The 21,378-nt window shown below is 45.8% G+C and carries 19 protein-coding genes; 3 read left to right on the top strand and 16 right to left on the bottom strand.

All coding sequences use genetic code 11. The features are described from left to right. Positions 1-260: 260 nt before the first annotated feature. From HNQ56_RS22030 to HNQ56_RS21975, 12 genes are all read right to left on the bottom strand, one after another. Complete coding sequence (locus HNQ56_RS22030) at positions 261-1,871, bottom strand: IS1182 family transposase (protein ID WP_429150474.1); 1,611 nt, start codon at positions 1,869-1,871, stop codon at positions 261-263. Between the two features lie 110 nt (positions 1,872-1,981). Continuing rightward, positions 1,982-3,775 carry a heme NO-binding domain-containing protein gene (locus tag HNQ56_RS22025; protein ID WP_429150473.1) on the bottom strand — a complete coding sequence of 598 codons (1,794 nt, stop codon included), beginning with the start codon at positions 3,773-3,775 and terminating at the stop codon, positions 1,982-1,984. 216 nt (positions 3,776-3,991) lie between these two features. Beyond that, positions 3,992-7,531, bottom strand: coding sequence for a pyruvate:ferredoxin (flavodoxin) oxidoreductase (gene nifJ / locus HNQ56_RS22020; RefSeq protein WP_429150471.1), 3,540 nt, complete (start codon positions 7,529-7,531; stop codon positions 3,992-3,994). Between the two features lie 296 nt (positions 7,532-7,827). Beyond that, positions 7,828-8,847: a DUF5688 family protein gene (locus tag HNQ56_RS22015; RefSeq protein ID WP_429150470.1), complete on the bottom strand. Its 1,020-nt coding sequence runs from the start codon at positions 8,845-8,847 to the stop codon at positions 7,828-7,830. A 448-nt stretch (positions 8,848-9,295) separates the two neighbouring features. Further along, the gene (locus HNQ56_RS22010; RefSeq protein ID WP_429150468.1) at positions 9,296-10,117 is read right to left on the bottom strand and encodes a lysoplasmalogenase family protein; all 822 of its coding nucleotides are present in this window, start codon (positions 10,115-10,117) and stop codon (positions 9,296-9,298) included. Between the two features lie 122 nt (positions 10,118-10,239). Further along, positions 10,240-11,781 carry a putative bifunctional diguanylate cyclase/phosphodiesterase gene (locus HNQ56_RS22005; protein WP_429150466.1) on the bottom strand — a complete coding sequence of 514 codons (1,542 nt, stop codon included), beginning with the start codon at positions 11,779-11,781 and terminating at the stop codon, positions 10,240-10,242. Between the two features lie 40 nt (positions 11,782-11,821). Then, the gene (gene gltA / locus HNQ56_RS22000; RefSeq protein WP_429150464.1) at positions 11,822-13,207 is read right to left on the bottom strand and encodes an NADPH-dependent glutamate synthase; all 1,386 of its coding nucleotides are present in this window, start codon (positions 13,205-13,207) and stop codon (positions 11,822-11,824) included. A 35-nt stretch (positions 13,208-13,242) separates the two neighbouring features. After that, entirely contained in the window at positions 13,243-14,148 is a 906-nt protein-coding gene (locus HNQ56_RS21995; RefSeq protein WP_429150463.1) for a sulfide/dihydroorotate dehydrogenase-like FAD/NAD-binding protein, read from the bottom strand. A 244-nt stretch (positions 14,149-14,392) separates the two neighbouring features. Further along, a complete protein-coding gene (locus HNQ56_RS21990; protein ID WP_429150462.1) occupies positions 14,393-15,037 on the bottom strand; it encodes an HD domain-containing protein in 645 nt (214 codons plus the stop codon). Further along, positions 15,034-15,198, bottom strand: a complete 165-nt coding sequence (locus HNQ56_RS21985) for a hypothetical protein (protein WP_429150461.1) — start codon at positions 15,196-15,198, stop codon at positions 15,034-15,036. Before HNQ56_RS21985 ends, HNQ56_RS21990 begins: the two co-directional genes overlap by 4 nt. A gap of 16 nt (positions 15,199-15,214) precedes the next feature. Next, complete coding sequence (locus tag HNQ56_RS21980; protein WP_429150460.1) at positions 15,215-15,352, bottom strand: hypothetical protein; 138 nt, start codon at positions 15,350-15,352, stop codon at positions 15,215-15,217. A gap of 136 nt (positions 15,353-15,488) precedes the next feature. Beyond that, positions 15,489-15,995: a CYTH domain-containing protein gene (locus HNQ56_RS21975; RefSeq protein WP_429150459.1), complete on the bottom strand. Its 507-nt coding sequence runs from the start codon at positions 15,993-15,995 to the stop codon at positions 15,489-15,491. Between the two features lie 150 nt (positions 15,996-16,145). On the opposite strand from HNQ56_RS21975, the gene HNQ56_RS21970 reads away from it, so the two are divergent. From HNQ56_RS21970 to HNQ56_RS21960, 3 genes are all read left to right on the top strand, one after another. Further along, positions 16,146-16,541 (top strand): putative ABC transporter permease, encoded by a 396-nt coding sequence (locus tag HNQ56_RS21970; protein ID WP_429150457.1) that lies wholly within the window; start codon positions 16,146-16,148, stop codon positions 16,539-16,541. Between the two features lie 202 nt (positions 16,542-16,743). Next, a complete protein-coding gene (locus HNQ56_RS21965) occupies positions 16,744-17,781 on the top strand; it encodes a GNAT family N-acetyltransferase (protein ID WP_429150455.1) in 1,038 nt (345 codons plus the stop codon). A gap of 22 nt (positions 17,782-17,803) precedes the next feature. Next, a complete protein-coding gene (locus HNQ56_RS21960; RefSeq protein WP_429150454.1) occupies positions 17,804-18,208 on the top strand; it encodes a Fur family transcriptional regulator in 405 nt (134 codons plus the stop codon). A 59-nt stretch (positions 18,209-18,267) separates the two neighbouring features. Here the strand turns inward: HNQ56_RS21960 and HNQ56_RS21955 are convergent, their stop codons facing one another. From HNQ56_RS21955 to HNQ56_RS21940, 4 genes are all read right to left on the bottom strand, one after another. Next, positions 18,268-18,594: a hypothetical protein gene (locus HNQ56_RS21955; protein ID WP_429150453.1), complete on the bottom strand. Its 327-nt coding sequence runs from the start codon at positions 18,592-18,594 to the stop codon at positions 18,268-18,270. Positions 18,595-18,784: 190 nt separating this feature from the next. Further along, positions 18,785-19,564, bottom strand: coding sequence for a TIGR03915 family putative DNA repair protein (locus HNQ56_RS21950; protein ID WP_429150451.1), 780 nt, complete (start codon positions 19,562-19,564; stop codon positions 18,785-18,787). Between the two features lie 20 nt (positions 19,565-19,584). Then, complete coding sequence (locus tag HNQ56_RS21945) at positions 19,585-21,183, bottom strand: putative DNA modification/repair radical SAM protein (protein WP_429150449.1); 1,599 nt, start codon at positions 21,181-21,183, stop codon at positions 19,585-19,587. Continuing rightward, positions 21,149-21,334: a hypothetical protein gene (locus tag HNQ56_RS21940; RefSeq protein WP_429150447.1), complete on the bottom strand. Its 186-nt coding sequence runs from the start codon at positions 21,332-21,334 to the stop codon at positions 21,149-21,151. The genes HNQ56_RS21945 and HNQ56_RS21940 overlap by 35 nt, the downstream gene beginning before the upstream one ends. Positions 21,335-21,378 lie beyond the last annotated feature (44 nt).

Here is a 21,378-nt window from a genome sequence, read left to right as displayed (position 1 = left end):
AAGCTGCATAAAGTCTGAACATTGACAACTGAATAACTGCCAGGTATTGAATTTTCAAGGTGCATAGCTAAAATTTATGTGCGAAGTTTGAGTTAATAAGTGTAACGAGAGCGTGTTGCAAAAACTAACATTTATAGTTAGATTGCAGCACGCTCCCTTTTTTGGATATAAAAAACAGGACATCCGTGTAAATGTCCCTGGTTTTGTATTCGTTCTTTATTTTTAAGCGTACTTTAATAAGCATTTGCGATTCTTTACTTTTACATGGCTTCTTTCATTGGATGTAGATGCTGTCCAATCCGTTCCTTCTGGATTTTTGCATGTAGTTTATTTATGTTATACCCCAGACACAGCAGCATAAATTCCGTTTTTACGTTAGTTTTACCACGGGTTAAAAATCGGTTGAATTCATAATCACTCTTTAGCACTCCGAACGCTCCCTCTACCTGGATCGACCGGTTCATCCGCAAATGAATCCCTTTCTCGGACGTTATGTTCTCATGGGATTTTCGGCGCTTCTCAATAAATACTTTGGAAAGCTCCATCCGCCGATTTCCCTTGGCTTTCGTACATTTTTCTTTATAGGAGCAGCCTCTACAGTCTTCACATTCATATACCGTTTGCTTTGCACGATATCCTGATACCGATTTCCTGTGGCTGGTTCCCACTGCCCACAGTATCCTGTCATTCGCACAAACATACGCGTCTGCTTCCTCCAGATATCTCATATTTTCCTGCTTGCGGATATCCTTCTTAAAACTCTTTTTCTTCCATAACTCATAACTTTGTGGCTTGATGTATGGTGTAATTCCTTCTTTTTCAAGATAAAGATAGTTCTCTTCGCTTTCATACCCGGAATCAGCAATTACATTGGTATATTTATGTCCTATCCGCTCAAACATCCTGTTCAGCATCGGTATCAGCGTTGCCACATCAGAACGTTCCTGAAAGATACCCACCCCTGTTACATACTCACTCTCTACTGCGATCTGGACATTATATCCGGGTTTTAACTGGGCGTTCCTCATATGATCCTCTTTCATGTGCATAAAGGTCGCATCCGGATCGGTCTTGGAATAACTGTTCCGGTTTTCCATCCGCTCTTTGCTGAGTTCATAGCTTTCCTTACGCTTTTTGTATTCCTCCAGCTGCTCCATCCATTTCTGAAGCTCTGTTTTTCTCTTGCCGGTACCATAAACAAACTCAATACCCCTTACTGCTTTTTCAGAAGAAAGCCAGGACAGAACGGTGTTGATGTCCTGGACAGCATTTCTCTTATCAAAAGAAAAATCCCTGACTTCGGCAAGGTTGATCTCTGCAATGAGTTTTTCTGCCTTTTCCAGCATCTTTTCCTCATTCTTTAACACTGCCTTTTTCCAGACAAAGGTATACTTGTTCGCATTTGCCTCGATCTTCGTCCCATCGATAAAGACATGTTCAAACCGGACTTCCTCCAACTGATAAAGGGACATCACCTGCTGGTAAAACAAATCCTCCAGAACTTCATCTGCCAGATAGTCATGTCGGAAACGGCTGATTGTGCTGTGATCCGGAGCTGGCTGTCCGGCCAGAAGCCACCTGAAGTTGATATCCCGGCGACAGGCTGTTTCGATTTTACGGGTGGAATAAATGTTTTGAGAATACGCATAGGTCATAATCTTGAACATAATCTTTGGTTCCACTGCTGGATTTCTTCCGATAGAAGAGTAAGCCTTGTACAACTTTGTGTAATCCAATCCCTCCAATAAGTGGCTCAGCAGTCGGATAGAATCATTTTCCGGTATCAGACCTTCCAAATTTAATGGTAAAAAGAGTTGATATCCGTCATTAAATTCGGTATAATTTTTATTGTGTAATTGTGTTATTCGCATAACTAATTATACCATTTTTGCGGATTCTTAGGAATCCGCATTTTTGTTTTTCTTCATAAAAAAAGGGCCATTACAAAATTTGGTTTTGCAACGGCCCCTTTTAATCAATCTTATATCTTATAGCTGCTCAAATCTTCCTGGAAGTTCTTGATCATTTGGTCAAATACCGCGATCTGGTTCGTCAGTTCATTGATCTGGTCCACATAGATTGCAACATTGGAGCTTGCTTCCTCTGTCGCTGCGGAATTCTCTTCTGCAATCGCCGCCAGACTGTGCATATTGTCAAAGAGGGAGGCAATGCTGTCCGTCTCCACCTTCAGCTCCTGGGAAGTCTCAATCATCAGATCCGATACCGCCTTCAGATTGGCGTTGGCCGTACTGGAGGTCTTAACCGCATCACTGAGCCTCTGGCTCTCCGACTCCAGTATCTTATACTGGACATCGATATCTCCTACCACACCGCCGATATTTTCCACAAATTCCGTGAGGCTGCGGTTGATCTGATTTACAGCCTTGTTAGTCTCTTCTGAAAGACCTCTGACCTCCTCCGCCACCACGGCAAAGCCCTTTCCTGCTTCTCCGGCACGGGCCGCTTCGATGGAAGCGTTGAGCGCCAGCAGGTTCGTCTGCTTCGCAATGGAAGAAACGATGGATACGATCTGCATCATTCCCTCCGCCTTCTTGCGCAGCTCGTCACTATTGGTACGGATTACATTAAATTTACTCAGCACCGCCTGGATCTCCAGGGTCGTATTGTCCACCTTGCTGAAGCTGCTCTCCAGCTTGTCCATGGCCGATTCAATCTTCGTCTCGTTCTCCTGACTCTCAGCAGAGATCCTGGTTACATTCCGGATGCTGTCGCTTAATATGCCTACGGAACGCTCCGTATCCTCCGCCTGGGTGGTAGCCGCTACAGCCACTTCATCAAGCACCGCCGTAATGTCGTTGGAGGTAGCCTGCATGGTATGGGCAATCTCCGTTACCGAATGATTAAAGGTATACATTTCATCCACAATGGCATTAAAATTAATGAAATCCTTTTGAACTCTGATCTTAATGTCATTGATCTGTGACATAATTGTCTCATATTCGTCATCCGTCTTTATCGTAAGATATTCTACAAAATCGCAATCGGCCAGCTTCTCAATCTCCTTCCGCATGAGCCTCTGGGGGCTGTGGAAGACATAGGAGGACAGATAGGAGATCAGAAATGAGAATATCCCCATGGGAATTGCCAGCAGCTTATTGGGTATCAGCAGCAGAGATACCAGCAGCAGGCACAGGGTGTTCACAATTGCTGTCTTCATGGTAACATTTTTTATAACACCAAAGGAGAAGAACTGGTTAATTCTATATCTCTTCGTATACTGGATCTCTTTCTCAAAGGTCAGCTTAAGCTGAACCTCTCCCTCCTTTTGCTCCAGCAGCTGAACATTGATCTTTTCATTAAAATAATGAGCGACTCCGTTAATCAGTCCGAAGAGATAGTGATGCATCCCCCTCTTGGACCGGTAGGTAAACAAAATATCATGGGAGGATAAAGGCGTAACATCCAGGATTGGCGGTACGGCACCTTTAAACCGCTTCATAACGATTACATGCACATCATTCATAGATTTCAGAAACTGATATGCAGACTCATGGCGGAAGAAACCGGGATAACTCTTGCTGAAGGTCGAAATATTCTGTTCGCCCATTATTCTCCATATTTCCTCATGATCTTTTCCTACATATTCACCGATTTGATCTACTACTCCCAAAGCAATCTTATCATCCACGTCTTCCAGCGGTGAAAACACCACATCCGGTGAAAGATGGTAATATTGCAGGGCCTTACCGACCACTTCCTTGCCAAATAGCACTTTACACGACTCAACCCACGTTGAAACTACAGTGCCTTTCATAACCGTTTCCCCCTTCAAGAGTTCTTCTTTAGGAATGTACCGCTCTCTTCCTATACTACCATATTATATCAAAAATCAACATTTTTCAAGATATATCTGATAATAATTCCTGTTATTGCATAAATATAAAACAGCAGACCCGCCATATGACCGGTCTGCTGCCTGTTTTAAATATAACAATGATATTCTGACCGCTGCCGCGGTCCGGTTATTTCATTATGCTTCCGTAGAATAGAGATTGGAAAGCTTCACCAGATGCTGATACTTAGCCATTGCATTCTTCTCCGCACTGGCAAACAGAACCTCTGCTCTCTCCGGATTCTGACGGATTAAGGAGCTGTAACGAACCTCATTCTTGATGAAATCCTGATAGCTTGCGCTGGGTGCCTTGCAGTCCAGAGTGAAAGGATTCTTTCCTTCCTCAGCCAGACGGGGATCGAAGCGGAACATATTCCAGTAACCGGCTGCTACCGCATTCTTCTCTTCTGTCTGGGATACGCCCATGCCGCCCTTAATACCATGGTTGATACAAGGCGCATATGCGATAACGATGGAAGGACCGTTATAGCTCTCTGCTTCAATTAATGCCTTGATGGTCTGATTGTAATCCGCACCCATGGCAATCTGTGCCACATATACATAGCCATAGCTCATGGCAATTGCTGCCAGATCCTTCTTCCTTACTTCCTTACCTGCTGCCGCAAACTGAGCGATTGCTCCCGTAGGAGTAGCCTTGGAGGATTGTCCGCCGGTATTGGAGTAGATCTCGGTATCAAATACTAAGATATTAACGTCCTGGCCGCTGGCAATTACATGATCCAAGCCGCCGAAGCCGATATCATATGCCCAGCCGTCACCGCCGAAGATCCACTGTGACTTCTTGGACAGGAATTCCTTATCCTTTAAGATGTCCTTTCCTTCTGCACCGCTGCAGGATTCCAGCACACGAACCAGAGCGCTGGTCGCACCGGCATTCTCACGGCCGTTCTCATAAGTGGAAAGGTATCTTTCTGCTGCCATCTTAACCCCTTCATTCGATGAAGATCCAGCCAATGCCGCAACCTTATCCTTTAATCTTTCTCTCAGAGCCTGCTGAGCAAGAGCCATGCCGTATCCGTACTCTGCATTATCCTCGAACAAGGAGTTAGCCCATGCGGGACCGTGACCCTTCTTATTCACTGTATAAGGAGTGGAAGGATAGGAGCCGCCCCAGATGGAGGAACAGCCTGTTGCGTTAGCTACAAACATTCTGTCACCGAATAACTGGGTAACCAATTTGGCATAAGGAGTCTCACCGCAGCCTGCACAAGCGCCGGAGAATTCCAATAGAGGCTGATTAAATTGGCTTCCCTTTACTGTAACATCCTTGAACTTCTCTGCCACCTCAGGCTTAACCTCCAGAGTAAGACCATAATCAAATACCTTCTGCTCTTCTAACTGGGATTCCAGAGGCTTCATAACGAGAGCCTTCTCACCCTTCTTACCAGGACATACATTGGCACAGGAGCCGCAGCCCATACAGTCAAGAGCGGATACTGTCATTGCAAATTCAAAGCCGGGAACACCGGTCATAGGAAGCTTCTTCATTCCCTCGGGAGCTTTGGAAGCGTCCTCCGCATTCATGGCAACCGGACGGATTACAGCGTGAGGACATACATAGGAGCAGAAGTTACACTGGATACAGTTATCCGGATTCCATTCCGGAACATCTACAGCGATACCGCGCTTCTCAAAAGCAGAGGAGCCCTGGGGCAGTGTGCCGTCCGCCGCATTGGCAAATGCGGATACCGGAAGATCATTACCCTGCTGAGCATTTACGGGTGTTAAGACACCGTTTACAAAGTCAACCACTTCTTTTCTTCCCTCGGTAAATCTGATGAGAATATCCTCATCCTCTGCATTCTTCCAGCTCTCGGGAACCTTAATTTCCTGAAGACCGGTCAGACCGCGGTCAATGGCATCGTGGTTCATCTTAACAACTGCTTCCCCCTTCTTGCCATAGGAAGCGGTTGCTGCGTCCTTCATGTATTTTACAGCCTCTTCTACCGGAATAATATTGGCAAGCTTGAAGAAGGCCGCCTGAAGGATGGTGTTAATACGTCCGCCCAGACCGATTTCCTTACCGATGTTGATTCCGTCGATGGTATAGAACTTGATATTATGCTCTGCCATATAACGCTTTACCTGTCCCGGTAAATGCTCTTCAATCTCTTCCATGTTCCAGCTGCAGTTAAGAAGGAAGGTACCGCCGTCCTTTAATTCCTGTACCATATTATATTTTCTCACATAGGAAGGATTGTGGCAGGCCACAAAATTAGCTTCTGTGATTAAGTAGGTGGATTTAATGGGCTTCTTACCAAATCTCAGATGGGACATGGTAACGCCGCCGGACTTCTTGGAGTCATAATCAAAATAAGCCTGGGCATACATGCTGGTATGATCACCAATAATCTTAATGGAGTTCTTATTGGCACCTACGGTACCGTCGGCACCAAGGCCCCAGAATTTGCAGCTGATGGTTCCTTCCGGTGTTGTATTGGGATTCTCGGTAATATCCAGGGATAAGTTGGTGACATCATCCTTGATACCGATGGTAAAGGTCTTCTTATCCGTATTCTTGTAAACTGCAATAATCTGTGCAGGTGTGGTATTCTTGGAACCTAAGCCGTAACGGCCGTTAAATACCGGGATATTGGCATACTGGGTATCCTTTAAGGCTGCAACCACATCCAGATATAAAGGCTCGCCCAAAGCACCGGGTTCCTTAGTTCTGTCAAGAACCGTGATCTTCTTCACAGTTGCAGGAATGGATTCTACTAAACGCTTTGCACTGAAAGGACGGTATAAGCGAACCTTTACCAGACCTACCTTGGAACCGTTGGCGTTGAGATAATCAATGGTCTCTTCAATCGTATCATTAACAGAACCCATAGCTACGATGATATGATCCGCATCCTCTGCGCCGTAGTAGTTAAACAGCTTGTAATCGGTACCGATCTTGGCATTCACCTTGCTCATATATTCCTCTACAATACCGGGAACCGCATCATAATATGTATTACATGCTTCCCTTGCCTGGAAGAATACATCGGGGTTCTGTGCAGAACCGCGAAGCACCGGATGCTCGGGATTCAAAGCGTTGCGGCGGAATGCATCAATTGCATCCATATCCGTCATATCCTTCAGATCCTCATAATCCCAGGCTTCAATTTTCTGGATCTCATGGGAGGTTCTGAAACCGTCAAAGAAATGCAGAAAAGGCACTTTTCCCTTAATTGCTGCCAGATGCGCCACAGCTCCCAGATCCATAACTTCCTGAGGGTTGCTGCTTGCCAGCATTGCAAATCCTGTCTGGCGGCATGCATAAATATCGGAATGGTCACCGAAGATGGATAATGCATGACTTGCAACCGCACGGGCAGATACATTGATTACACCCGGGAGCAGCTCACCAGCCATCTTATACATATTGGGAATCATAAGTAATAAACCTTGGGAAGCAGTAAAAGTTGTAGTAAGGGCACCTGCTGCCAAAGAACCGTGAACCGTACCTGCAGCTCCCGCCTCAGACTGCATCTCTACTACTTTTACCTCTTGTCCGAAAATGTTCTTTCTGCCCTCGGCCGACCACTTATCAGTTACTTCGGCCATAACGGAGCTGGGGGTAATAGGATAGATAGCAGCAACATCAGTAAATGCATATGACACATGTGCCGCAGCATTATTACCATCCATTGTTTTCATTTTCCTTGCCATTGAAATATCCTCCTTAAATTTTTAAACCTGGTTCCTGTGATAGAGCATCACACGCATAAGCTGAACCATGGAAAGAATACCGCATGAACTGCAGCCGGTTCCGATGATTCAGCTTATGCGTGGGATACTATACCACGACAGAAACCCCATTGATGAAAATTAATGTATGATGGTTCGAGTGCCGAAAGCCGCTTTTGGCACCCGAATCATATTCGTCAATTCATTATTATAACACATTGTAAAAAATATTGAAACAAAAAAATGTATAATGATCTAAATTTCTCAAAAAACTTGAGCTAAAGCAGAGTTAACCCTTCCGTTCTGGAATAAAAATATACACCATCCGACAGCACTTCTTCCTCTGCCACCTGGGTTGCATTAATGCTGCGAACCATCTCTGCATATCTTTGACCGCTTTTCTTATCGGCCGCCGGAAGAAGAATCACTTCATGAATGCTGCTGGGAAAAACATAGAAATCGGATTGGATATATTCTGAGAAGTCGCGGAGAAGATCCGGATACAGCAGGCAGGAGGCCCCGTTAATTCCGCTGGTATTGGACAATATGTACATCTTGTACCCCTCTTCATGATCCGTATCCTGCCTGCCCTCTTTCAGCTTCCCCGTTCTGTCTTCTGTTTCCCTGCTCTCCTCCATTCTTCCTTCTGCTTTGGCTGTCCGTCTTCTCTTGATTTCACCCTGCCACTCATCAAACTCTCCGCTGATTATTCCCTTTATTACATCTTCCATTTTCCTTATTGTGCCGGGAAAGATCCTCTGGGTATTGCAGGCTGCCGCCTCCTGAAGCTGGGACAGCTCCACCTTCCATTTCTTCATATGCTCGTTGGTGATACGGATTGTCCCAATTCCATCTTCATCACTGAGCACCAGGCAATGATAGGTAACCGCCAGATCCAGATACCGGACATGGGGTATTCCCGTCAGGAGCTTCTCATTCCGCTCATAGCTTACCAACCGGTATATGATATGAGGCCTCATGTTCTCAAAGGTAAAGTCAAATTTATCATCAACTACGGCGTAGTCACTGCTCCGGTAAATGTTGCTGATCCGGTCTGCCAGCTCGGAGATGCTTACCCCTTGAAGATGTGCCTCATAGTAAGGCTCAAGATAGATATTCGGCGCAAAATTCTCTCCTTCCTTCTGCATTACCAGGCTATCCAGCTCCAGGGAATTATTCTTCATTACCTTATAGACCTGAATGCTGTATCTCTCTCCCATCCTCTTTGATACCCCCTCTATCAGCTGACTGACAAAATAGTGGTAATTTGATGTGGTTTCTTTCAAAACCTGAATCATGTAAAATCCTCCTTTTATATTGTATTTGTGAATCCGTCCCCTTCTCCCTGCCCTCTATAAAAGCAGCTATGCGTATGCCCGCAAACATGCACCGGGAATACCTGATGAAGTCCGGATAATTACTTAGAAACCACTGTGAAATTGCTATGAATCATACTCCTTTGTCTGGGATGGTTGAAGGAAACAAAGAACCGAGAACGTCCAGAAGGCAGAAATATCTGAAATTATTTGCATACATTGAATTTGTATAAGATCATCATGGGAAGCGTCTGAAATAAATGGAGATAAATGATAGGTAATGCAAACTCCTGATACGAATAAAACAGAAAAAAGAATGTCCTGCTGATTGTGTTCCGGCAGGTTTTAATCACAGGTTCATTGTAGCAAACCGCCGCGAAGAATGCAAGCAAATACTAGCCATATTTTTACATAAAAATTATTGATTTTTTCAGTAGTTTTGACGGGACAGGCCCCCTCTGTTACAGCTGCTGAGAGCAATCAAAACCTGGGACGGAGCGTAAAACGTCCACATGAGAATCGAGGATATTCCATATATAATCGAATAAACTTCCCGGGATACCTCAATAAAACCCGACAGATTAAACAGCCCCACATTAATATCACACAACAGGAAGAGAAACATTCCAACTGCATACATCAGATCACGACTGCGGCCCTGACGCTCTCTTCGGCAGGCCAGCCGGACGGCCGATACGGTATTCAATAATATAGTGATAAAATAAAAGACACTTACGATTATCAAAGCCTCCATGACAACTCCGGCTTCTGCCAGGACAATGCAGATCACAACAGATAGAACAAGCGGAAGCAGTAAACGTCTTAAAAACCGAAACAGCATATACCTGCTCCGGCCGGACGGTTCCTGTCCTGTCTTGGCCCACTGCAGCTCCTCCCTGACCAACAGCAGGCGAAAGCTATAAAGCTGCTGAACAATAATAAAGGCAAGCACGCCATAAAAATAAAGATCCAGCAGCAAGATAAAAAGATCCGCTATCAATGTAAAAAAAAGACCGGCCTGTATGCTAAAAACAATGCCTCCGCCCTTGCTTCCGGAAAGAAGCGCATAGCAAAAGCACAGTATAATAACCATATATTTCATCCCTGCCGAAATCCGCGGATCACCGCCGGTAATATCCAGATACAGAAAGGCAAGATATAATATTATCTGGGATAGAATAAAGACAAGCGGCAAGCCGCCTGTCTTATGTTCAATCAGGGGCGAACGGCTTGCCGCCCGCCTTATGTTCAAACAACAACGAGCATTTACTGCTCGTTTTATGTTCAAACAACAACGAGCATTTACTGCTCGTTTTATGTTTTGAAAAATTGTTTTCACATAGGATTTACCGCTCATCATATCCCCTTGTCCAATCATTTTTCCTGTTTGCCCAGAAACTGAGTCGCTATATCCTTCGGAACCGGTTTACTGTAGAGGAAGCCCTGCGCCTTATCACAATTCGAGGATTTCAGAAATTCCTCCTGGTCAAAGCTCTCCACACCCTCGGCAATAACCAGCAGATCCAGGTTTCTTGCAAGACTGATAATCGTCTGGATGATTTTCTGGTCGCTCTTATCCTCCATTACCGTGCCCAGGAAGCTCTTATCAATCTTCAAATTCTTTACCGGAAGACGTTTCAGATAATTCATGGAGGAATATCCTGTTCCGAAATCATCCAGAGAAAAGCTGACACCAATCTTACTCAGTTCCTTGATGGTAGCTATGGTATATTCAATATCATCCAGGGCAATACTCTCGGTAATCTCCAATTCCAGGTTACTGGGATTCACCCCTGTCTCTTCTATGATATCACAGATAATCTTAACAATCTCCCGGTCCTTGAACTGCCGGGCGGAGAGATTGACCGCCATGTTAATATCCGGATACTCCTGGGCCCATTGCTTTAATTGATAGCAGGCTGTTCTCAGAACCCATTTTCCGATGGGTACAATCAGTCCTGTCTCTTCCGCCAGATAGATGAATTCATCCGGACCGATCAGCCCCTTGGTAGGGTGATTCCAACGTATCAATGCTTCAAAGCCTACCGTACTCTTTGATTCCAGATCCATCTGCGCCTGATAGAAAAGGACAAACTCCTCCCGTTCAATTGCCTTACGCAGTTCGGACTGTATCTCAATTTTCTCCGTCAACTTTACGTTATAAGAGTAATCAAAGTAAGCATGGGTATTCTTCCCGTCCGCCTTTGCCATATACATGGCAGAATCCACATTCTTAATCAAGGCCTGGGAGGTCTTGCCATCCTTTGGGGCAAAGGCCACGCCAATGCTTACCGTAACAAAGTATTCCTTGGTGGAGAGGATAAAAGGATAACTGAATACATTCTTGATCTTTCTGATCTTCTCTTCATAGACCTCCGAACTCTGGAGGTTCTGGGTGAGAAGAGCGAACTCATCCCCGCCAATTCTGGCAAGATAATCGTTTTCATCAATCACCTGCTTCAGCCGGTGGGTGACATCAATCAGAAGCTCATCCCCGTAGGAATGCCCCAGAGAGTCATTGATATTTTTGAAATTATCGATGTCAATATCCATAATTCCGATGGTCTCTTCACTGCGAAGGGTAAGCATGATATTATCCAGCATCTCCGTGAACGCAACCCGGTTGGGTAATTCCGTCAGATAATCCGTATAGGCCAGCTTTTTCATGCTTTCCTTATTCCTGTTCAATTCCTCGTATTTCCCGGTCAGTTCATTCAAGGATGTAACCGCTGAATGATAGCTTCCCTCTAATTCCGTATTCCGCTCTTTTATGGTCCGGCTTTCCCGCTCCGCCAGCTTTTTGGCACGCTTCGCATGCTCCAGACGAACCGCATAAACAATGGTCAGCAGAATTAAGAGCACCACTCCTGCAATTATTGCAATGCCCAACGATCGGTCGATCACAAAATCTCCCATAAATCCTCCAATACGTACCCCTTAACGTATCCCTCTTTTGTTATTTTGATTTTAAATACTTATCAATCCCGGCAGCAGCAGCTTTTCCGGCCCCCATAGCCAGTATTACCGTAGCTGATCCTGTTACCGCATCTCCGCCGGCAAACACACCTTCTCTTGATGTCATTCCGGTTTCTTCATCTATTACAATACATCTGTGCTTATTCGTATCCAGGCCCCTTGTCGTCGAGGAGATCAGCGGGTTAGGGCTTGTCCCCAGAGACATGATGACCGTGTCTACTTCCAATACAAATTCCGAGTCCTTTTTCTCCACCGGCCTTCTTCTTCCGCTCTCATCCGGCTCGCCCAGCTCCATTTCAACACAGCGCATTCCGCATACCCAGCCATTTTCATTGACCAGGATCTCCTTCGGATTGGTCAGAAGCTTGAAGATGATGCCTTCCTCCTTCGCATGGTGCACCTCTTCCACTCTGGCGGGCAGCTCTTCCTCACCCCTGCGGTATACGATATACACCTCCGCTCCCAGTCTCAAGGCAGTTCTTGCGGCATCCATGGCTACATTTCCTCCGCCGACTACCGCTACCTTCTTACCGGCAATAATCGGGGTATCATAGCTCTCATCAAAGGCCTTCATCAGATTGCTCCGGGTTAAATACTCATTGGCGGAAAATACACCGTTGGCATTCTCTCCGGGAATTCCCATGAACTTGGGAAGTCCTGCGCCGGAACCGATAAATACCGCTTCAAAGCCCTCTTCCTCCATGAGTTCATCAATGGTAACGGATTTGCCGATTACCACATTCGTCTCAATCTTTACTCCCAGGGCCCTGACGTTGTCAATCTCCTTCTGTACTACCTTTTCCTTGGGAAGACGGAATTCAGGAATACCGTAGACCAGAACACCTCCGGGCTCATGCAGGGCTTCAAAGATGGTTACATCATAACCCAGCTTGGCCAAATCTCCCGCACAGGTAAGCCCAGCGGGGCCAGCTCCGATGACCGCCACCTTTCTTCCGTTCTTTTCCTTCGGCATATCGGGCATGATATTATGCTCCATTGCCCAATCCGCGGCAAAACGCTCCAGCTTACCGATGGAAACCGGATCCCCCTTAATTCCTCTGATACATCTCTCTTCACACTGGGATTCCTGGGGGCATACCCTTCCGCATACGGCGGGCAGGGCAGAATACTTTCCGATTACCTTAAATGCTCCTTCCGGATTACCCTCCAGAATTTCTTTAATAAAGCCGGGGATATCGATGGAAACCGGGCAGCCTCCGATACATTTGGCATTCTTACACTGAATACAGCGGGATGCCTCTTCCATTGCCTCTTCCATATTATATCCATAGCATACTTCTTCAAAATTGGCCGCTCTGACCTTCGGGTCCTGCTCTCTCACAGGCACCTTCTTCAATACATCCATTCTTATTCCTCCACAAACCTTTGGCTCTTTAGACTTTATTCTTCCTCGTGGCATTCACAGCCGGGATGGTGATGGGTGGGGCCTTCCTTCTGGCGAAGAACAACCTTTCCCTCTTCCGATTTATACATCTGAAGCCGTTTCATTGCTTCATCAAAATTCACCAGATGTCCGTCAAATTCCGGACCGTCCACACAGGCAAATTTAATTTCATTACCAACCGTCAGCCGGCAGGCGCCGCACATACCGGTACCGTCAACCATAACCGGATTCATGCTTACGATGGTTTTGATGCCAAGCTCTTTCGTTAAAATGCATACAAATTTCATCATAATCATGGGGCCGATTGCAATCACCAGGTCATATTTCCTGCCCTGGTTATTCACCAGATCCTTGATGCAGTCATTTACATTTCCTTTAAAGCCGTAGGAACCGTCATCCGTGGTTATGTAGAGGTTCCTGGCATACTCCCTCATACGATCCTCCAGAATAATCAATTCTTTATTCCTTGCACCAATGATACAATCTACTTCATAACCATTTTCCTTCATCCACTTTACCTGGGGATACACCGGAGCCGCACCGACTCCTCCGGCCACAAAAAGAATGCTCTTGGCAGCCAATTCCTCCCTGGGCATATCAATCAGCTCCGACCGGTGCCCCAGCGGACCTGTGAAATCACGAAAGGCCTCTCCCTCCTCGAAGGTAGCCATAAGCTTTGTAGAAGAGCCCAACGCCTGAAATACAATGGTAACCGTCTCTTCCTCCCGATTATAATCACAAATCGTCAGAGGAACCCGCTCTCCTTTCTCATCCATCTTAACGATTACGAACTGACCGGGATAACAGTTTTTCGCTACACGGGGAGCTTTCACATCCATCAAATAAATAGAATTCGCCAGACTTTCCTTCTTGACGATTGTATAAGTATAGTTCTCAGCCATTTCGTTTAACCTCTCTTTTTGCGCAAAAATATTCACAAATAATAAATTATTTTGCTATTATTATAAAGTACTTGCATTAAAAAATCCAGTGATTTTTTTGTGGAGACAGATATTGGAAGAATCGCAGAAAGCGACAGAATGAAAACTGCCGCCCTTCTTTCCTGACAAGGAATGAGAAGGCGATACGGGAAGGCGATATGTCCATCCTTCTTCCGCATCGCCTTCCCGCATCCGTGTCCGGGACTTATTCCGATTTCATAGCAGCATATTGCTGCAGCTGCCGCAGGAATTTCCGGTACTCTTCTTCCTCCTTGGAGACTGCCGCATTCCCCCTTCCCAAACGGTCGCAAAGGCATAATAACGCCAGCTCCTCTATATCGGTTCGTTCCAGCAGTCCCTTCATATCGGCAAAGGGAAGCTTTCGCAAAACATACAGCAGGTGCATATGATACCTCACCATGGCCGCCACCTCTTCGACAAAAGAGGCCTCCCGGCGGAAATACTGCAGAAAATCCCGGCACAGCTTCTCCCCCTCCCGGTCATGATCATAGGAGATGATCCTCCCTCCGCGCCGTCGGGTGGTCGAAGGCTTCCCTATATCATGGAGCAATGCCGCCCAAAGAAGTACGTCCGGCTTTTTGCTCCGGTCCTTCATCCCGGCCGCCTGATCCAGCACCAGCATAGTATGATTCCAGACATTCCCTTCCGGATGATGCTGCGGTGATTGCTGTGCGTTCTTCAGCTGTTGCAGCATGGACAGGGGATAATACCGGAAAAGTCCCTGTTTCACCAGCTCTTCAATATACCTGGACGGCTTGTCCTCCCCCAGAAGATGCCTTGTAATGTCCTCAAAAAGCTGTATGGGAATGGCTTGCTCCGCCCTGCTCATTTTGGTTTACCTATCGGCTTTGCCTTCTCATGTCCGGCCTTTGCTTTTCCCTGCAGCTCCGGTACCGGTTCTGCCTCGTTCTTTTGTATTCTCATTCTCTGACGGCCTTCGGTTCCGTGAGGTTCTGTCACGTCCGGCCTTCTCATTCCCGCTTTTGCCATCTATCGTCCCTCCTGTTTATACGTCGTTATGCTTCACCGATTGTTTCTTTGCCGTTCTGTTTTTATTCTTAGCCTCTTCATCCGTGATTGTTGTCTGCCCGTTGGCTTTTTTTACTCTTGCATGCTTGTTATCCATCTGACTGTCTTTTGGCATCTGCAGGTCAGACCTCCTTTCCGCAACACCTGAAATCCTTAAAAATATTCTCTCATGAGATTCTATACAATCTATATTTTAACCCCATTTCTTCGGATCCATTCTATGCAGCGGACAGTTAATATATGGTCTTTACCTATTGATCCAATTCTGCCAGACTTGAGATTCTGGATAATTGATAATTTGTAAAGCGGTTATCGGCGGACACATCCCTGCCAAACCAAGACGGCGGAACAAAGGTATTGGCACTTTGTAAATCAGGAAATTCTACCTCCACCAGCTTCAACCCTTGAAGCCGGTCTTTAAAAACATCCAGCTCCGCAACCAGTCCACCGGAAAGCGGAATCAGATAACGGGTTTTATAAATTATGTTGCCGTCTGTTTTACCGCGAAGTGTAAGATACGCTTCTCTGGTCAGGGGCAGCTCCACCTCATGATTCACGGACGGGCCTTCCTTCCCGGTCGGCTCCAGCCCGAATTTTGATTTATAGGTAATCATATATTCTTCGTCGCTTTTGCGAATCCGAATAGTAGGGTTATGACATAGGTACCCCTGCTCTATCTCCTTCTTCCGGTATTCTGACAGCTCTCCCGGAAGCTGTGATAATAAATATTTGCGTTCGATCTCCATAATTATATCCATGCTCTGCCCCGCACAAATCGCCATGAAAGTGCTGGCATGGACCCGGTCCCCCTTTCATCTATATATTCCACTTCTTTCAACCTTGGTCTTCCCTTCATTAAATTTCTTTCCGGCTGAATAGTCGGCGGTCTTTCCAAGAATACTATCCATATGAAAAAACATATTCAAAACTTTATTCTCTGCGGGCTTTGCGGCTGGTGCATGGAATGCTTCTGGACCGGTCTGGCTTCTCTCAGGAAGCATGAGGACAAGACCCTGTCCTGTCATACCTCCGTATGGATGTTTCCGATCTACGGTATGGCCGCATGCCTCACTCCTGTCTGCAAAAAACTGAAAAACCATAGTGCACTGCTTCGAGGAGGTGTATATGCATTTTTAATCTATGTCGGGGAATACACCACCGGTGTACTCCTGAAAAAATATGGTGCATGCCCATGGGATTACAGTAAAGCAAAGCTGAATTACAAAGGTGTGGTGCGGCTGGACTATGCCCCCGCCTGGTTTCTGGCAGGACTCTTTTTTGAAAAGGTTCTGGACCGGAAATAAACTTCAATTGGATAGTTGTTCCGATAACTTATATTTAGGAACAAAATGCATATTCCTGTAATCGTGGTGTACCATGCAGGTGCAGTTTCTTAACTACATTATGCTTCAGAATAGAATGAATTGCAAGCTTGAAAGGCATATAAAAAAGAGGTATACTATATCTGCATTCATCGTATTCATAGGCAGACGGAGGATGGTTGAGTTGTTAAAGACTGTAATCTTTGGCATGGAAGGCGCTATAATCGACGATATACCCCGGCACACCGGAACAGCTATCCAGAACTTGCAAAAGGGGCAATACTGTGCTGTACCCTATGTCCTTGATTTAATCAACAATCTCTATGAGCAGGGTATGAAGCTGATCCTCACTTCTTCATTCCCTGTATTCATTATGGAAGCCGTGATGGATTTTCTGCAAATCCGGAATTATTTTGCAGGCTATGTGTCCGACACCCAGGTGCTCCGTCCAAAACCGGCTCCGGACATTTTTCTGGAGGCGGCAAAGCAAGGGAATGCAGCACCCCTGGAATGCATTGTTATCGAAGCTTCCTGTTATGGCGTTACCGCGGCGGAAGCTGCCGGGATTACCTCCATCGGTTATAGCAATCCCATTTCCGGTGAGGAAAGACTGACACAGGCTGCCATTCTGGTAGAGGGTTTTGATGAAATTGATTATAATTTTATTAATCAGGTGTATCTTCATGATCACATGCTTCCGGCAACAATTCTTACAACAGAACGCCTAATCCTTCGGGAACTTGCCCAGGAGGATATTGACAGGCTTTGTATCCTCAGCCGGAAACCCGGTGTCCGTGAATATATTACCGGAATCTCCGATGATGTTGTTCTGGAAAAGGTAAAACACGAAGCATATATTAAAAACATTTATCATTTTTATGGTTATGGTCTGTGGGGCATCTTTACCTTAGGGGAACAGCTGCTGATTGGGCGGGCAGGAATTGAATACCGGAGAATTCATCAGCGGGACATCTATGAACTGGGATATTTTATTGATCCTGATTACCAGGGTATGGGTTATGCGGCAGAGTGTGTCCGCGCAATTCTCACCTATGCTTTTGACAGGCTGGAGATTCCTGTTGTTACAGCCATCATATCCAAGGACAATCTCCCCTCACAGCGCTTGGCCGAAAAGGTCGGCATGAGCTGTTCCGGACAGCTGACTTACCACGGGCAGCTCTGCTATACATACGAGCTATGCAGGCAGACGTTTCATTCTTAAGAGAAAAGGAGGACGTACAATTATGGATGGCCAGAGAAATACCAGACAAAGGCAATTAATTCTGACGCTTCTCAAAAATGCGGACCGGCCGATCTCAATTAACGAGCTTTATTCCCAGCTTGTTCTTACGCTGCCCAAAATTGCAAAGTCAACCATTTACAGGAATATAGATTCATTATTAAGTCAGAATCTTATCGATAAATACTATCTCAATGACAACGAGATTTTCTATAGAATTAAAGCGGATAGCAGCGAACATAAGCATTATGTTATTTGTGACAACTGCAAGAAAATGTTTTATCTTCCAACCTGCCCCATCCACCAGCTGGAGGATGCCATGGAAAAGGAAGGTTTTATTATCAAGGATCACCAAATTCAAATTACAGGCATCTGCAAATCCTGTTCTAAAAGCCAAAACAAGCAATAAGTTTCCATAAATGGAAACTTATTGCTTAATTATTGTGTGATATACCTCGGCGTCAAAGCCTATTGGCCTCCGGTAGTTCCGGTTCCGCCAGTTCCCGTTCCTGTTCCGTTGGTACCCGTTCCGTTGGTACCTGTTCCAGTGGTACCTGTTCCGTTGGTACCTGTTCCGTTGGTACCCGTTCCGTTGGTAGCTCCGGTAGTGGGAGTTGTTACATCAGCACCGTTTGTGACCCCATTGGTTACTGCCGGGGTAGTTGTCACTGCCGTCGTGGGAGCCTTGGTAACTCCATTACCCGGTGTTCCGTTCTTATCATCTGAAGCGCAGGCACTAAAGATAAATAAAGCGATGCAGCTTATTCCTAATAATATAAGGACTTTCTTTTTCATAGCTACTCCTCCTATAAAATTTTGAGTTTTACAAGATTAGTATCTCTAACTTTGTCCGATTTATACACCTATCAGAATTCACATTCCATGATTTCACTATATTTTCAACCTTTCTTTCAGCCTATTAAAGAAAAACATGATAGCTTCTGATAAATATGGAATAAACGGGTGTTAATTCCACTTATTCCATTTATTTATTAAACTCTGTCATATCTTTTCTAAAGCGAAGAGGCAGGTTGTTCCTCTGCAGCTTCGGATTCACCCGGTCCTTAATTGCAATATTTTCAAAAAAGGTAATCCAAAGTTCCCGATACCTGTCCTCGTATGAAGATACCTCCTTTACCATGTCCTGATCAATCTCCGGAACCTCGGCAATAATCCACTGGGTATCCGGTATATGCATTGCGGCAAGCTTGCGGTTCGAATCATAAATCAAAAACCGCTCCTGAGGAAGACGGTCTGCAAAATGAGGCATTATTATGGATAATACATCATTCTTCGGATGAATGATGGAAGTCAGCAGCCCATTCTGTTGTTGGGAAAAGCGGATAAAACCCAGGAGATGATGTGCCTCATTCCCTACCCTCTTATTAATGCGAAAGATGCTGTTCACAACCTCATTGCTTAAACGCTCCGTGATTCCGGCCCCGACAGCAAAGCCAAGTATCAAAAACCGGTAAATCAGATCTGCCTTCCCTTCATAATCAGACAAGGCGGTACGGCATACCATTCCGTATACCTCCTCGGATATCTTCTGCTTCACGGACCTGGCCACCTTGTAAGCTAATTCCAAATCCGTGTCCACTATAACATATTCCGCAAAGAGCTCAATATTGGAATACTTGCTTCCTTCGCTCTTCTCTTCGATCTTAATGTTGGAGTGTCCCAGCCTGGAACTCCAGGCATGGTAGATTGCGGTAAATATTCCGTCAATATTATTATCGCACAGATAGATTCTCTTTACATCCATTGATCTCAACTCCTAAAATATCACACATTCGCCAATTGCACCGCAAGAGGTTGTCTGGGCTGAAAATTAACATCATCAAACAGGGAGAGCTGCCGGTACGTAATATCCTTGTCTATTCCCAGCGGAATCTGATCCTTTAATGCCACCAACTGCCTGGTGATAAAATCCTCTTCAATCCGAACCGGATGCATCATTTTTCCGCTGCAGGTAATAAAGTAAACAGCACGCTTCAGCACAATCCCCATACGTTTTAAATCCTTAAAATCGAGTACCGCACTCTTCCTGGCCTGAAGAATCCGCCCTGCCGAATTCGTACCGATCCCCGGCACTCTAAGCAAGGTATAATAATCTGCCTTATTCACCTCCACCGGAAATAATTCCAGATGGCGCAGCGCCCAGTCGCACTTTGGGTCCAGAAGAACATTAAAGTTCGGATGTAACTCATCCAGCAATTCTCTTGTCTGAAAGCCGTAAAAGCGCAGCAGCCAGTCCGCCTGATATAAACGATGCTCCCGAAGCAGCGGCGGTCCCGCTTCCGTAGAGGGCAGACGGCTGTCCTGATTGACATTAATAAACGCGGAATAAAACACCCTTTTCAGCTCAAAATTACCATATAAAGCTTCCGCCACCGACATGATCTGGTAATCGCTCTCCTGGGTTGCACCTACAATCATCTGAGTGCTCTGGCCTGCCGGTACAAAGGTACGCTTTGTTAAGGATGCTCTCCCATATGGCATAGCTATGGCTGAAGAAGTTATAATATCCCGGCTGTCCACACTTTCGTCAATATCAGAGTATCCCTGGAGCGGCATACTTCTATTCCCTGCCGAATGTCCTATGGCCGCTGTGTTTCCATTCTCCTCCAAACCTGCCAGAGCGGTCACCGTTCCATCGCCGCCGGAAGCTCGTGACATACCGAAATCTCCCGCCCCTGATATCATTCCCGGCCCCATGGAAAGACCCTGTCCGCTCCTATATTCCGGCAGTCCAAGGAATTCCCTGCTCTTCTTCCTCCCCATCTGTATCTGCCGGATGGGTTTCAAGATATTCTTGCGGTTCTTGTGGGGCGCCAGCTCCCGAAGTCCTTCCGCGGTGGGCAGCTCCAGATTAATGCTCATGCGGTCCGTATACCAGCCAAGCATCTCAATCAGAACAGGATCCGCCCCCGGAATTGCTTTACAATGGATATAACCATTAAAATGGTGCACCTCCCGGAGCAGGCGGAGTGATTCCAGGATTAATTCCATGGTGTAATTGGGAGAATGCAGTATTCCCGAACTCAAAAACAAGCCCTCTATATAGTTCCTGCGATAAAACTCCATGGTCAATTCACTGAGTTCCCGGGGAGTGAAGGAGGCGCGGACCACATCATTGGAGGAGCGGTTTCCGCAATATTTACAATCAAATATGCATTCATTGGTATATAAGACCTTCAACAGGGAGATACATCTGCCGTCAGCAGAAAAACTATGGCAAATGCCGCAAGCCACACTATTACCCATGCTTGATCCGTTGCCCTTCCGATCCACACCGCTGGAGGTGCAGGCCACGTCGTATTTCGCAGCATCCGATAATATCTCCAGCTTACGCTGAAGCGACATATTCTCTTGAATAACCATATCCTACACTCCTGTCATCAAACATTTGTTCTGTTTTTATTTTATCAAATCTCGTTTCAACTGTCAACGGTTTTTCAAACATATGTTCTTTTTTTGTGATTATAATGTTACCGTTCAGAGGGTGGCAGGGAGGTGGGCATAGTGCTCCCATAATGCACTATGCCCACCTCCCTGCCACCCTCTGAACCAGCCTAA

This window comes from Anaerotaenia torta, from assembly GCF_050433395.1.
Classification (GTDB): Bacteria; Bacillota; Clostridia; order Lachnospirales; family Lachnospiraceae; genus Mobilitalea; species Mobilitalea torta.
Note: the sequence above shows the minus strand (reverse complement) of the source record. Positions and strands in the feature narration are given on the sequence as shown.

Excerpts from the sequence above, each read along its gene's own strand:
- HNQ56_RS21955 (WP_429150453.1), bottom strand. The coding sequence starts at position 18,594 with ATGAAAAAGAAAGTCCTTATATTATTAGGAATAAGCTGCATCGCTTTA.
- HNQ56_RS22025 (WP_429150473.1), bottom strand. The coding sequence starts at position 3,775 with ATGAAAGGCACTGTAGTTTCAACGTGGGTTGAGTCGTGTAAAGTGCTA.
- HNQ56_RS21945 (WP_429150449.1), bottom strand. The coding sequence starts at position 21,183 with ATGGTTATTCAAGAGAATATGTCGCTTCAGCGTAAGCTGGAGATATTA.
- HNQ56_RS22015 (WP_429150470.1), bottom strand. The coding sequence starts at position 8,847 with ATGATTCAGGTTTTGAAAGAAACCACATCAAATTACCACTATTTTGTC.
- HNQ56_RS21975 (WP_429150459.1), bottom strand. The coding sequence starts at position 15,995 with ATGGATATAATTATGGAGATCGAACGCAAATATTTATTATCACAGCTT.
- HNQ56_RS21985 (WP_429150461.1), bottom strand. The coding sequence starts at position 15,198 with ATGGCAAAAGCGGGAATGAGAAGGCCGGACGTGACAGAACCTCACGGA.
- HNQ56_RS22005 (WP_429150466.1), bottom strand. The coding sequence starts at position 11,781 with ATGGGAGATTTTGTGATCGACCGATCGTTGGGCATTGCAATAATTGCA.
- HNQ56_RS21995 (WP_429150463.1), bottom strand. The coding sequence starts at position 14,148 with ATGGCTGAGAACTATACTTATACAATCGTCAAGAAGGAAAGTCTGGCG.
- HNQ56_RS21940 (WP_429150447.1), bottom strand. The coding sequence starts at position 21,334 with ATGGGAGCACTATGCCCACCTCCCTGCCACCCTCTGAACGGTAACATT.
- HNQ56_RS21960 (WP_429150454.1), top strand. The coding sequence starts at position 17,804 with ATGGATGGCCAGAGAAATACCAGACAAAGGCAATTAATTCTGACGCTT.
- HNQ56_RS21970 (WP_429150457.1), top strand. The coding sequence starts at position 16,146 with ATGAAAAAACATATTCAAAACTTTATTCTCTGCGGGCTTTGCGGCTGG.
- HNQ56_RS21980 (WP_429150460.1), bottom strand. The coding sequence starts at position 15,352 with ATGCCAAAAGACAGTCAGATGGATAACAAGCATGCAAGAGTAAAAAAA.
- HNQ56_RS22030 (WP_429150474.1), bottom strand. The coding sequence starts at position 1,871 with ATGCGAATAACACAATTACACAATAAAAATTATACCGAATTTAATGAC.
- nifJ (WP_429150471.1), bottom strand. The coding sequence starts at position 7,531 with ATGGCAAGGAAAATGAAAACAATGGATGGTAATAATGCTGCGGCACAT.
- gltA (WP_429150464.1), bottom strand. The coding sequence starts at position 13,207 with ATGGATGTATTGAAGAAGGTGCCTGTGAGAGAGCAGGACCCGAAGGTC.
- HNQ56_RS21950 (WP_429150451.1), bottom strand. The coding sequence starts at position 19,564 with ATGGATGTAAAGAGAATCTATCTGTGCGATAATAATATTGACGGAATA.
- HNQ56_RS21990 (WP_429150462.1), bottom strand. The coding sequence starts at position 15,037 with ATGAGCAGGGCGGAGCAAGCCATTCCCATACAGCTTTTTGAGGACATT.